This window comes from Pseudomonas sp. GW456-L12 (genome assembly GCF_059424045.1).
The window spans coordinates 67,277-79,615 of the sequence record NZ_JBWKZA010000001.1; the positions used below are offsets into that span (position 1 = coordinate 67,277).

Sequence of the window (12,339 nt, forward strand, 5' to 3'; positions counted from 1 at the left end):
TGTGAAGATTGGGCTAAGTCATTGAATTATATGGTCGGGACGGAGTGATTCGAACACTCGACCCCTAGCACCCCATGCTAGTGCGCTACCGGACTGCGCTACGCCCCGACTAGGCGTGTTACTGGGTTTGCTTCTTAACGAAGCGTTCAAGAATATATCGCAAGCTTTTGAAATATGGAAGTATTTTAAAGACTGAAAATTATTTCTTGAGTACTACCAGAACGTCCTCCAGTTCGGAGATCATCTGACGGATCAATTGCTTGTACTGGGTGGTGTCGTCTTTGGCTTCATCACCGGAAAGGCGCAGGCGTGCTCCGCCGATGGTGAATCCCTGATCATACAGCAACGCGCGGATCTGCCGGATCATCAGCACATCCTGACGCTGATAATACCGGCGATTTCCGCGGCGCTTGACGGGGTTGAGTTGAGGAAACTCCTGCTCCCAATAACGCAGCACATGCGGCTTGACCGCACAGAGCTCGCTGACTTCACCGATGGTGAAGTAGCGCTTGCCCGGAATGACCGGGAGCTCGTCGTTATGACTTGGTTCCAGCATAAGCCTCAACTCGGGCCTTCAACTTCTGCCCTGGACGAAAGGTGACCACACGGCGTGCCGTGATCGGGATTTCTTCACCCGTCTTCGGGTTGCGGCCAGGTCGCTGGCGTTTATCCCGAAGATCGAAGTTACCGAAACCGGACAATTTGACCTGTTCGTTATCTTCGAGAGCGTGCCTGATTTCCTCAAAAAACAGCTCAACCAATTCCTTGGCCTCACGTTTATTCAGGCCCAGCTCTTCGTAGAGACGTTCGGCCATTTCAGCTTTCGTCAGAGCCCCCATACGTCACTTCCTTAACGTGGCGTTCAACCTTTGTTCGAGCGAGGTGAGGATATTTTGCGTCGTGGAGTTCACCTCATCGTCATTAAGAGTGCGCGATGGATGCTGCCAGGTCAAGCCAACTGCAAGGCTTTTTCTATGAGGATCAATGCCTTTACCTTGGTACACGTCAAACAACCTGAGGTCTGTCAGCCATTCGCCTGCATTCTCACGGATTACATCCAGTACCGCACTGGCAGCGACATCGCGATCAGCCAGCAAGGCCAAGTCACGACGCACTTCAGGAAAGCGCGACAACTCACGGAATTCAGGCATTTTTCCCGAGGCTACTTCGGCCAGAACCAGCTCGAAAACGAAGACCGGACGGTCGAGACCGAGGGTTTTCGACAATTCAGGGTGGATAGCGCCAATATAACCAACCAGACGACCTTCACGCTCGATGCGCGCGGTTTGACCCGGGTGCAACGCAGGGTGCTTGCCAGGCACGAAAGTGAACGCATCGAGTGCACCGGCAAAACCCAGCACCGCTTCCACGTCGGCCTTGACGTCGAAGAAGTCCACGACATCGCGACCTTGTGCCCAGCCTTCCGGCAGACGAGTACCGCATACCACACCGGCCAGCATCGGCTCTTGCTTCAAGCCTTCCAGTTGACCGACGAAACGCAGGCCGCTCTCAAACAGACGGACACGGTCCTGCTGGCGGTTCAGGTTGTGCTGAAGCGCCTTGACCAGCCCCGGCCACAGCGAGGAACGCATGGCAGCCATGTCGTTGGAAATCGGATTAGCCAGCAACAACGGCTCGACACCTGGATTAAACAACTCGAACTGTTTCGGATCGATGAAGCTGTAAGTAATAGCTTCCTGATAACCGCGGACCACCAGCAAACGACGCAGCTCAGGCAGATCGCTACGAGCTTCGGCCTTGGATTGTGGAGCCAGGCGCGCCTGAGGGTAGCGAACCGGTAGGCGGTTGTAACCGTACAGGCGAGCCAGTTCTTCGATCAGATCGACTTCCAGGCTGATGTCGAAGCGATGGCTTGGCACTTCAACGCGCCACTGCCCTGCTCCATCGGCGGAAATCTTCAGACCCAGTGCGCCGAGCAGACGCTCGACTTCTGCCGCTTCGATTTCCATGCCCAGCATCTGGGTGATGCGCTCGGCACGTAGAGTGACCGGAGCGATCGACGGCAGGTGCTGCTCGCTGACTGCTTCGATGATCGGGCCAGCTTCGCCACCAGTAATCTCCAGCAGCAAGCCGGTGGCGCGCTCCATGGCTTCACGGGCCAATTGCCAGTCCACACCACGCTCGTAGCGATGCGAGGCGTCGGTGTGCAGGCCATAGGAACGGGCTTTACCAGCGACAGCGATCTGGTCGAAGAAGGCACTTTCCAGGAAAACGTCACGGGTAGTTGCCGTTACGCCGCTGTGCTCGCCGCCCATGACACCGGCAATCGCCAGGGCACGGGTATGGTCGGCGATAACCAGGGTATCGCTGCGCAGGGCCACTTCCTGGCCGTCGAGCAAGACCAGCTTCTCGCCCTCTTCGGCCATCCGCACACGGATGCCACCGTTGATTTCGGCGAGGTCGAAAGCATGCAGCGGTTGCCCCAGCTCCAGCATCACGTAGTTGGTGATGTCTACGGCCGCATCGATGCTGCGTACATCAGCGCGACGCAGACGCTCGACCATCCACAGCGGGGTCGGCTTGGACAGGTCGACATTGCGGACAACTCGGCCCAGATAACGCGGGCAGGCAGCAGGCGCCAGCACTTCAACCGGACGCACTTCGTCGTGCGCAGGTGCCACGGATAGCACCACCGGACGGGCGACAGGCGCTGCGTAGAGCGCGCCTACTTCACGGGCGAGCCCCGCCAGCGACAGGCAATCACCACGATTCGGGGTCAGGTCGACCTCGATGCTGGCGTCGTCCAACTCCAGGTACTCACGGAAATCCTTGCCTACCGGCGCATCCACCGGTAGCTCCATCAGACCGTCATTGCCCTCTCCCACCTGCAGCTCTGCCTGGGAGCACAGCATGCCGTTCGACTCGACGCCGCGCAGCTTGGCCTTCTTGATCTTGAAGTCGCCAGGCAGCTCCGCGCCGATCATGGCGAAAGGGATCTTCAGGCCCGGACGCACGTTTGGCGCACCGCACACGACCTGGAAGGTTTCCGCGCCATTGCTGACCTGGCAAACACGCAGCTTGTCGGCATCAGGGTGTTGCTCGGTGCTCAGCACCTCGCCCACTACCACACCACTGAAAACACCGGCGGCCGGTGTTACGCTATCGACCTCAAGACCGGCCATCGACAGACGAGCAACCAGCTCGTCGCGACTTACCTGCGGACTTACCCAGCCACGCAGCCATTGTTCACTGAATTTCATCCTGCTCTCCTGAAAGATTCGTTACGGGCGTGCGACCTAGCGAAATTGCGCGAGGAACCGCAAGTCGTTGTCGAAGAACAGGCGCAAGTCATTCACGCCGTAACGCAGCATGGCCAGACGTTCGGCGCCCATGCCGAAGGCAAAACCCTGGAACTCTTCCGGATCGATCCCGGACATGCGCAGCACATTCGGGTGAACCATGCCGCAGCCCATGACTTCCAGCCAACCGGTCTGCTTGCAGACACGGCAGCCCTTGCCGCTGCACATCACACATTCCATGTCGACTTCGGCGGACGGCTCGGTGAACGGGAAGTACGAAGGACGGAAACGCACCGCCAGTTCTTTTTCGAAGAACACCCGCAGAAACTCTTCGATGGTTCCCTTGAGGTCGGCGAAATTAATGTCGCGATCGATCAGCAGGCCTTCGACCTGGTGGAACATCGGCGAGTGAGTGATATCCGAGTCGCTACGGTACACACGGCCTGGGCAGACGATGCGGATCGGCGGCTGCTGCGATTCCATGGTGCGGACCTGTACCGGCGAGGTATGGGTGCGCAACAGCATGTTCGCGTTGAAATAGAAGGTGTCATGCATCGAACGGGCCGGGTGGTGGCCTGGGATGTTGAGCGCCTCGAAGTTGTGATAGTCGTCTTCGACCTCAGGGCCTTCGGCGATGCCGTAGCCGATATGAGTGAAGAACTGTTCAATACGTTCCAGAGTCCGGGTCACAGGATGCAGACCGCCGGAGACCTGGCCACGGCCAGGCAGGGTCACATCGATGGACTCAGCGGACAGTTTGGCAGCCAGCTCGGCTTCTTCAAACAAAGCCTTACGCGTATTGAGAGCCTCTGTAACACGCTCCTTGGCAACGTTAATCAGGGCGCCGACTTGCGGGCGCTCCTCTGCCGGCAAATTCCCCAGGGTCTTCATCACCTGAGTCAATTCACCCTTCTTGCCAAGGTACTGAACCCGGATTTGCTCCAGGGCATTGATGTCTTCAGCGCTTTGCACAGCCTCTAGTGCTTGAGAGACCAGCGCATCCAGGTTTTCCATGTACAGACTCCAGATACAAAATAGGGGAAGAGCTTGTAGGCTCTTCCCCTATTTATGACGTTTAACACCTGAGCCCACAGAGGTGAGCCCGGGTGACTGTCGGGGGTACTTAAGCCAGAGTGGCTTTAGCTTTCTCGACAATCGCAGCAAACGCCGCTTTTTCGTTCACTGCCAGATCAGCCAGAACCTTACGGTCGATCTCGATGGACGCTTTTTTCAGGCCGGCGATGAAACGGCTGTAGGACAGACCGTTGATACGAGCACCAGCGTTGATACGAGCGATCCACAGAGCGCGGAACTGACGTTTTTTCTGACGACGGTCGCGGTAGGCGTATTGGCCTGCCTTGATTACCGCTTGCTTGGCAACACGGAATACGCGGGAGCGTGCGCCGTAGTAGCCTTTAGCAAGTTTCAGAATTTTTTTGTGACGTTTACGGGCAATGACGCCACGCTTTACACGAGCCATGAGTTACTTCCTCTATTCTTGATCCAAAAATTAACGAAGGCGCAGCATGCGCTCGACTTTTGCCACGTCAGACGGATGCAGCAAGCTGCTACCGCGCAGTTGACGCTTACGCTTGGTCGACATTTTGGTCAGGATGTGGCTCTTGAAAGCGTGCTTGTGCTTGATACCGTTAGCAGTTTTCAGAAACCGCTTAGCAGCACCACTTTTGGTTTTCATCTTTGGCATGTTCGGATACTCCGCATTCAGTTGATAAACATAATCAGAAGGCCTGCCGTGCCCTGTTGATTACTTCTTCTTTTTCGGGGCGATGACCATGATCAGCTGGCGTCCTTCCATCTTAGGATGCTGTTCGACCGAACCGTACTCTTGCAGGTCAGCTTCAACCCGCTTGAGGAGTTCCATCCCCAGCTCCTGGTGGGCCATCTCACGGCCGCGGAATCGCAAGGATACCTTGGCCCTGTCCCCGTCACTCAGGAAACGTACCAGGTTGCGCAGTTTTACCTGGTAATCCCCTTCCTCCGTCCCTGGACGAAACTTGATTTCTTTTACCTGAATCTGCTTCTGGTTCTTCTTCGCCGCGGCAATCTGCTTCTTCTTCTCGAAGATCGACTTGCCGTAGTCCATCACACGACAAACCGGTGGGACTGCGTCGGCGGAGATTTCCACCAGATCAAGCTTGGCTTCTTCAGCAATACGAAGCGCTTCATCAATCGAGACGATGCCAATCTGCTCGCCGTCAGCGCCAATTAACCGAACCTCGCGTGCCGAGATATTCTCGTTGATCGGGGCTTTCGGTGCAGCTCGTTTATCTTGTCTCATTTCACGCTTAATAATAATTACTCCGAATCTGGGCGACCACGCCGGGAAACCGCTTGTGCAAGGAACTCCGAGAATTGGGCGACGGGCATGGAGCCCAGGTCAGCACCTTCACGGGTACGCACAGCGACAGTCTGCGTCTCGACTTCCCGATCTCCAATAACCAAGAGATAGGGAACCTTGAGCAAAGTATGCTCGCGGATTTTAAAGCCGATCTTTTCATTTCTCAAGTCAGACTTGGCACGAAATCCGCTTTGGTTGAGGGTTTTTTCCACTTCGAGGGCAAAATCTGCCTGTTTATCAGTGATATTCATCACTACGGCCTGGGTCGGAGCCAGCCACGCAGGGAACGCCCCTTCGTAATGCTCGATCAGAATCCCGACGAAACGCTCGAAGGAGCCGAGGATCGCCCGGTGCAACATCACCGGATGTTTACGGCTGTTATCTTCGGAAACGTATTCGGCACCCAGACGGATCGGCAGGTTGAAATCGAGCTGCAAGGTACCACACTGCCAGACACGACCCAGGCAGTCTTTCAGCGAGAACTCGATTTTCGGACCGTAGAACGCCCCTTCGCCCGGTTGCAGGTCATACGGCAGGCCGGCGCTATCAAGCGCGGCAGCCAAGGCATTTTCAGCGCGATCCCACAACTCGTCGGAACCCACACGCTTTTCAGGGCGAGTGGAAAGCTTCATTTCGATGTCCTTGAAGCCGAAGTCGGCATAGACATCCATGGTCAGCTTGATGAACGCGGCGGATTCAGCCTGCATCTGCTCTTCGGTGCAGAAGATATGCGCATCGTCCTGGGTGAAGGCACGCACACGCATGATGCCGTGCAATGCACCGGACGGCTCGTTACGGTGGCAAGCACCGAACTCGGCCAGACGCATCGGCAGCTCGCGGTAGCTTTTCAGGCCCTGATTGAATACCTGCACGTGGCACGGGCAGTTCATCGGCTTGATGGCATAGTCGCGGCTTTCCGACTCGGTGGTGAACATGTTTTCGGCGTAGTTGGCCCAGTGCCCGGATTTCTCCCACAGGCTGCGATCGACCACCTGCGGAGTCTTGATCTCCAGGTAGCCATTGTCGCGCTGCACCTTGCGCATGTACTGCTCGAGCACTTGGTACAGGGTCCAGCCGTTCGGATGCCAGAACACCATGCCCGGTGCTTCTTCCTGGGTATGGAACAGGCCCAAACGCTTGCCGATCTTGCGATGGTCGCGCTTCTCGGCTTCTTCGATACGCTGGATATAAGCCGCCAGCTGCTTCTTGTCCGCCCAGGCAGTGCCATAGACGCGCTGCAGTTGCTCGTTCTTGGCATCGCCGCGCCAGTAGGCACCGGACAGCTTGGTCAGTTTGAAGGACTTGAGGAAGCGAGTATTCGGCACATGCGGACCACGGCACATGTCGACGTATTCTTCGTGGTAGTACAGGCCCATGGCCTGTTCGTTCGGCATGTCCTCGACCAGGCGCAGCTTGTAGTCTTCGCCGCGAGCCTTGAACACTTCGATCACTTCGGCGCGCGGAGTGACCTTCTTGATGACGTCGTAATCTTTCTCGATCAGCTGCTGCATGCGCTGCTCGATGGCCGCCAGGTCGTCCGGAGTGAAAGGACGCTCGTAGGCGATATCGTAATAGAAGCCTTCATCGATCACCGGACCGATAACCATCTTCGCTGTCGGATACAGCTGCTTGACCGCGTGGCCAACCAGGTGAGCGCAAGAGTGGCGAATGATCTCCAGCCCCTCTTCATCCTTTGGCGTGATGATTTGCAGGGTCGCGTCGCTGTCGATCAGATCGCAGGCGTCGACCAGTTTGCCATTGACCTTGCCGGCCACGGTGGCCTTGGCCAGACCTGCACCAATGGATGCGGCGACCTCGGCTACGGAAACCGGATGATCGAATGAGCGTTGACTGCCGTCGGGAAGAGTAATAGTGGGCATGGCGCCTCCTCTCCTAGTGGTGACCCCTACCAAAGGTCACGTGGGTTGGGATGAGCCAGTACGCGGTTCGGTCCAGGCCGTTCGTGACGAACGCCTGCCTCACAGTGGCAGGAGCCTTGCGGCCAACCGGTAAAACGAACCAGAGTGACTGGAGTTCAAATCAAAAAAAAGAGGCATAGACCGCGGTGGGCTTGAAACTCGCCCAGAGCCTGAAAACACCCAAGCCGGGCATGCTAGCACAGATGAACGGTCATCGCGCCGTACTTCCCACCGGGACCAGCGTATCCGCGCTTTCTTTCGAGAAAGTGAACTTGGTGTGTACGCAAGGTCTCAAATACACCGAGAATTGCCATTCTTGTACCAATCCCAGGAGAGCTCGACTCATGCGCCTCACCCAACTATTCGCCCTTGCCGCCCCTTTCGCCCTGCTGCTGCCACTGAGCGCGCAGGCCGCCTGGCCAGCCGGGGTACGTGCCGAATACATGAAGGATTGCACGGCTGCCGCCAGTCAGAGCGTTGATGTGAAAAGTGCGGAAAAGCACTGCGCCTGTGGTGCGGACAAGCTCAATGAGAAATTCACTACAGACGAAATCAAACAGCTCATGAGCAAGCAGACTCAACCGGATCCGGCGCTGAGAGCCAAGGCCCTGGACGCTATTGCCGCTTGCCGGGTGGTGAAATAAGTCTTTAATGCGCGAGAGACGGTCCTGCTTCAGGCTCGATGCGATCTGAAAACCGGCCTTTTTTCACAATTTACGCAGCTTTTACGGCTTTTTTTATCACCGAATATTTTCGGTGAAAGCCCCTTAAACCGGGGCCTTCAGCCGATCGGAGCAACAAAACGGACTCAACCACCTGGGAATCGGCACGTCCGGGGGGCTCCCAAGTCGAACATTTCGACTATGATAGCCCGGTGTGCCCAGTTGGCCTGAGCAGCACAGTACTACTGAAAATATATGTTTCTTGGAGATACACCATGTCTAATCGCCAAACCGGCACCGTAAAATGGTTCAACGATGAAAAAGGCTTCGGCTTCATCACTCCTCAAGGTGGCGGTGACGACCTGTTCGTACACTTCAAAGCTATTGAAAGCGACGGTTTCAAAAGCCTGAAAGAAGGCCAGACCGTTTCCTTCGTGGCTGAGAAAGGCCAAAAGGGTATGCAAGCTGCACAAGTTCGTCCTGAGTAATTTCTCAGCGAGCTAAAAAAACCCCGTCCATGTGACGGGGTTTTTTATGCAAGGTGCAAAAGCGCTGACGCGATCAGCCGCAGTTGACCCGGGTGACCACCAGATTGGTATCGGTGTTTAGGTTCAGCCGATCGGAACGGTATTCCAGGGTGATCATGTCGTTCGGCTTGAGAATACGGGCGTTCTGCGCACCTGCGCGAGTACGCGCCTGTTCCAGCAGCTCAGGCGAAGCTTTTTTGCCGATGGCGAATTCCGCCGCCTTAGCCTCACAGCGGCTATGGCCGCTCTCGGTCGCTACCGGCCCCTTATCCGGCGAAGAAGTGCTGCACCCCGTCAAAACGACTGCAGCCAACAAGGTACCGAATGACGCGAGCTTCCAAGGCATGAAGCCTCCTTTTCAAAAATAAGCAGAGATAGTGCGACAACCGCTCTGACTATTGGTTTCACAAACGGACTGGCCAATGGCCTCTTGGCCAGGTAGCGGGCAAGTCTGCATCAGGTACGGCCACGTTTTCATGCAGCAATCGTGACCGGATATGAACAGCCTCAGTAAATATCGATGTAATCGAATGGTGGCTTCGGCCAGTTCTGTTTCAACGCGTTAAAAATCTGCGTCACCCAGACCTCATCGCTGGCCGCTACCCGCCCGACATAACCAGAACCGGCGGCCCAGGTCTCCAGCCTGAACAGCAGGCCGTCGATGTCCGCGCCACCGACCACGCCCGACGAGATATAGGCAATGCCCGCCTTGGTCACTCGCAGCTGGGTATGCACATCGTCACTGGCCGACGCCAGCAACTGGCGCACCGCCTCGAAGGTCAAGGCATCAGGGTTGTTCAAATCGATCTGCACACTGGCACCCTTTGAAAACAGACAATGACCAAGTGTCGCACAGCCCTCCCCTCATGCCTAAGTCGGAGTGCGAAAAGCCCGCCAAGGTGTTTAACTCTACAAGACCGGAAGCCCTCGACAAGCGCCTGTCCGGCCCCATCCTTTCCGAGCTCGCGAGACTTCCATGGCCACCGTGACGATCGACGCCGACATCAAAGCCAAATGGCCCGAAGGCCACTGCTCCTACAGCCCCGGCAGCCCCGAAGAGCTGGCGATCATCGGCATCGACTTACTGATCAGGGAGCTGGGCACCGAAGCGGCCCAGACATTCATCGAGCAGATATTCGAGAAGTATCCCGGCGAGCACTCCGGCACGCCGGGTACAGAGAAGGCGTAACGCCCTACAGGCTGGCACCTGCCGGGAATATCACTTATTTCAGGCGAGCCAGACGCTCGGTCAGCAGATCGAAGAAACCCTGGGCATCGCCATTCTCCACCCAGAACACGTTCTTCTCCTGCTTCAGGCCGTCGTACCAATCGACGATGGTCTGGCCGAAGGTCGGCCCTTCACGGCTGTCGATCACCATGTTGGCCTGGCGCCCGCTGAACAGTTCGGGCTTGAGCAGGTAAGCAACGACGGTCGCGTCATGCACCGGGCCACCCGGGATGCCGTAGTGCTCCATGTCACCCTTGACGTATTCGTTGAGGATATCGCCCACCACCTTGCTGGCATTGTTGTTCAAGGCTGCGATTTTCTGCAGGCGCGCATCGCTGGTCAGCACCTTGTGGGTAACGTCCAGCGGCAGGTAAGTCAGCTTCACGCCGCTCTTGAGCACCACCTCGGCGGCCTGCGGGTCGGCGAACAGGTTGAACTCCGCCACCGGGGTGATATTGCCGCCGTTGAAATGCGCCCCGCCCATGACCACCACTTCCTTGATGCCTTGAGTGATATCCGGTGCCTGGATCAGCGCCAGCGCCAGGTTGGTCTGCGGCCCCAGCATGGCGATGGTGATGCTGTGGGGCTTGGCGGCGCGCAGGGTGTCGATCAGGTAATTGATCGCACTGCCCTCGGCCAGGCCCTTTTTCGGCTCATGCACCGTGACCCCGGAAATGCCTTCCTTGCCGTGAATATTCTCGGCATAGATCGGCGTGCGCAGCAGCGGCTTAGGCGCGCCGGCGTACACCGGCACCTCTTCGCGCCCCGCCCACTCACGGGCCAGGCGCGCATTACGCGAGGTCTTGTCCAGGCGCACGTTGCCGGCCACCGTGGTCAGCGCGCGGATCTGCAGTTCTTCCGGCGACGCCAGGGCGAACAGCAACGCAACCACATCATCGGCACCCGGATCGGTATCGATGATCAGATCGATTTTTTCTGCCGCATGGGCGCTGGTAGCAGTGAACAGGGACACGAGCAGAACACTCCGGATCAGGTGTTTCAATAGCTGAGCATAGCGGTGCATGGCGCACTCCTTTGCGTGGTTGAACAGAGAGGGGCAACGCTCAGAACGTCACCCCGGCAATCAAAGCGATGTTGCAATAAGGCTGACACTCCCCGGTGCGAACGATTGCCCGCGCCTGGCGGCTGAGCACCTTGAACTCATCGTGGCTCAACAGCTTGCGCGCGCCCAGCGCCCCCTCGACGCTTAACGCCTCGAGCGCTTGCAGGGTCGGGGATTGTCGATCCAGGATCTCCTGCGCCAGCACATGGCCTTCCACCTGCATCTCGCAAAGCACCACCTGCAAGGTGCTGAGGAAATCCGGAATACCCTGGGTCAAGGCCAGGTCGATCAATTCGACGCCCGGCGGTACAGGCAGGCCGGCATCGCCGATGACCACGATATCGCCGTGCCCCAGGGAGGCAATCAGTCGCGACAGGGCGACATTGAGCAAGGGTGTTTTTTTCATGCGGGAGAGAACGCCTGTACGTCGGACAACGTGGGAATGGAAGGTTGCGCACCTGGGCGGGTCACCGACAGCGCTGCCGCGACCTGACCGAAACGAATCGCCTCGGCCTCGTTCTTGCCGGCGGCCAGGGCGGCGGCAAAACCACCGACGAAGGTATCGCCGGCGGCCGTAGTGTCGACCGCCTTGACCTTGGGCGCCGGGAAATGCTCGAAGCTCGTGCCATTGGCGAACAGCGAGCCTTGGGCGCCGAGCGTGATGATGACCTTGCCGGCCCCGGCGGCGATCAAGCGGGCGGCCGCGGCTTCGGCGCTCGCCAGGGAATCCACCGGCAAGCCGCTGAGGGCCGCGGCCTCGCTTTCGTTGGGAATCAGATAGTCGATGGACGCGTACCAGTCCGCCGGCAACGGGCCACTGGCCGGTGCAGGGTTGAGGATCACGGTCTTGCCCAGTTCACGGCCGCGCTTGAGGCTATGCCCCACAGTGGGCAGCGGCACTTCGAGCTGGCAGATGATTACATCGGCCGCCTGCAGCACCTTGTCGAAGCCGCTGACCACTTCTGGCGTGAGCCGACCATTGCCACCGGCCACGATCACGATCGCGTTCTGACTGCTGTCGTCCACCACGATCAAGGCGACGCCACTGGAGCCAGAGACAGCGGTGACGGCCTGGCAATCGATCCGTTCGGCGAGCAACGCCGAGCGCAATTGCTCGCCGTAGGCATCATCACCGACGCACCCGATCATCGACACCTGGGCACCCAGGCGGGCCGCCGCCACCGCCTGGTTCGCCCCCTTGCCACCGGAAACCGTGGCGAACGACTGGCCGATCAGGGTTTCACCGGCACGCGGCAGCCGCTCGGCCCGGGTGACCAGGTCCATATTGAGGCTGCCTACTACCACTACTTTTGCTGGCATA

At 57.9% G+C, this 12,339-nt stretch carries 16 protein-coding genes and 1 tRNA gene; 3 read left to right on the forward strand and 14 right to left on the reverse strand.

Going from position 1 to position 12,339, the window contains the following annotated elements:
• Positions 1–31: 31 nt before the first annotated feature.
• From AC07Y9_RS00480 to thrS, 9 genes are all read right to left on the reverse strand, one after another.
• Positions 32–108, reverse strand: a tRNA-Pro gene (locus AC07Y9_RS00480).
• Between the two features lie 91 nt (positions 109–199).
• On the reverse strand, positions 200–556 hold the full coding sequence (locus AC07Y9_RS00485) for a MerR family transcriptional regulator (protein ID WP_007920509.1): 357 nt from the start codon (positions 554–556) through the stop codon (positions 200–202).
• A complete protein-coding gene (gene ihfA, locus AC07Y9_RS00490; protein WP_002553164.1) occupies positions 537–839 on the reverse strand; it encodes an integration host factor subunit alpha in 303 nt (100 codons plus the stop codon). The genes AC07Y9_RS00485 and ihfA overlap by 20 nt, the downstream gene beginning before the upstream one ends.
• A 3-nt stretch (positions 840–842) precedes the next feature.
• The gene (gene pheT, locus AC07Y9_RS00495) at positions 843–3,221 is read right to left on the reverse strand and encodes a phenylalanine--tRNA ligase subunit beta (protein WP_102680200.1); all 2,379 of its coding nucleotides are present in this window, start codon (positions 3,219–3,221) and stop codon (positions 843–845) included.
• Positions 3,222–3,257: 36 nt separating this feature from the next.
• Entirely contained in the window at positions 3,258–4,274 is a 1,017-nt protein-coding gene (gene pheS / locus AC07Y9_RS00500) for a phenylalanine--tRNA ligase subunit alpha (RefSeq protein WP_007920512.1), read from the reverse strand.
• Between the two features lie 109 nt (positions 4,275–4,383).
• The gene (gene rplT, locus AC07Y9_RS00505; protein WP_007905879.1) at positions 4,384–4,740 is read right to left on the reverse strand and encodes a 50S ribosomal protein L20; all 357 of its coding nucleotides are present in this window, start codon (positions 4,738–4,740) and stop codon (positions 4,384–4,386) included.
• 30 nt (positions 4,741–4,770) lie between these two features.
• Positions 4,771–4,965, reverse strand: a complete 195-nt coding sequence (gene rpmI, locus AC07Y9_RS00510; RefSeq protein WP_002553160.1) for a 50S ribosomal protein L35 — start codon at positions 4,963–4,965, stop codon at positions 4,771–4,773.
• Between the two features lie 60 nt (positions 4,966–5,025).
• On the reverse strand, positions 5,026–5,577 hold the full coding sequence (infC, locus tag AC07Y9_RS00515; protein WP_169914426.1) for a translation initiation factor IF-3: 552 nt from the start codon (positions 5,575–5,577) through the stop codon (positions 5,026–5,028).
• Positions 5,577–7,499, reverse strand: a complete 1,923-nt coding sequence (gene thrS / locus AC07Y9_RS00520) for a threonine--tRNA ligase (protein ID WP_009043059.1) — start codon at positions 7,497–7,499, stop codon at positions 5,577–5,579. The genes infC and thrS overlap by 1 nt, the downstream gene beginning before the upstream one ends.
• Positions 7,500–7,882: 383 nt before the next feature.
• On the opposite strand from thrS, the gene AC07Y9_RS00525 reads away from it, so the two are divergent.
• Together AC07Y9_RS00525 and AC07Y9_RS00530 are read left to right on the forward strand one after the other, a co-directional pair.
• Positions 7,883–8,182, forward strand: a complete 300-nt coding sequence (locus AC07Y9_RS00525) for a hypothetical protein (RefSeq protein ID WP_007920518.1) — start codon at positions 7,883–7,885, stop codon at positions 8,180–8,182.
• Positions 8,183–8,475: 293 nt separating this feature from the next.
• Positions 8,476–8,688, forward strand: coding sequence for a cold-shock protein (locus tag AC07Y9_RS00530; RefSeq protein ID WP_003179963.1), 213 nt, complete (start codon positions 8,476–8,478; stop codon positions 8,686–8,688).
• 73 nt (positions 8,689–8,761) lie between these two features.
• Here AC07Y9_RS00530 and AC07Y9_RS00535 read toward each other — a convergent pair whose 3' ends face one another.
• Both AC07Y9_RS00535 and AC07Y9_RS00540 read right to left on the reverse strand, forming a co-directional pair.
• A complete protein-coding gene (locus AC07Y9_RS00535; protein WP_087088489.1) occupies positions 8,762–9,073 on the reverse strand; it encodes an I78 family peptidase inhibitor in 312 nt (103 codons plus the stop codon).
• 161 nt (positions 9,074–9,234) lie between these two features.
• Entirely contained in the window at positions 9,235–9,540 is a 306-nt protein-coding gene (locus AC07Y9_RS00540) for a hypothetical protein (RefSeq protein ID WP_007920522.1), read from the reverse strand.
• Between the two features lie 163 nt (positions 9,541–9,703).
• Here AC07Y9_RS00540 and AC07Y9_RS00545 point away from each other — a divergent pair, with 163 nt between their 5' ends.
• Positions 9,704–9,916, forward strand: coding sequence for a hypothetical protein (locus tag AC07Y9_RS00545; protein ID WP_101337363.1), 213 nt, complete (start codon positions 9,704–9,706; stop codon positions 9,914–9,916).
• 34 nt (positions 9,917–9,950) lie between these two features.
• Here the strand turns inward: AC07Y9_RS00545 and AC07Y9_RS00550 are convergent, their stop codons facing one another.
• From AC07Y9_RS00550 to rbsK, 3 genes are read right to left on the reverse strand one after another with little or no spacing between them, the layout of a single operon-like run.
• Positions 9,951–10,979: a nucleoside hydrolase gene (locus AC07Y9_RS00550; RefSeq protein ID WP_007920524.1), complete on the reverse strand. Its 1,029-nt coding sequence runs from the start codon at positions 10,977–10,979 to the stop codon at positions 9,951–9,953.
• A gap of 40 nt (positions 10,980–11,019) precedes the next feature.
• The gene (gene rbsD, locus AC07Y9_RS00555; RefSeq protein ID WP_102680201.1) at positions 11,020–11,424 is read right to left on the reverse strand and encodes a D-ribose pyranase; all 405 of its coding nucleotides are present in this window, start codon (positions 11,422–11,424) and stop codon (positions 11,020–11,022) included.
• The gene (gene rbsK / locus AC07Y9_RS00560) at positions 11,421–12,338 is read right to left on the reverse strand and encodes a ribokinase (RefSeq protein ID WP_053260357.1); all 918 of its coding nucleotides are present in this window, start codon (positions 12,336–12,338) and stop codon (positions 11,421–11,423) included. The genes rbsD and rbsK overlap by 4 nt, the downstream gene beginning before the upstream one ends.
• Between the last annotated feature and the right edge of the window lies 1 nt (position 12,339).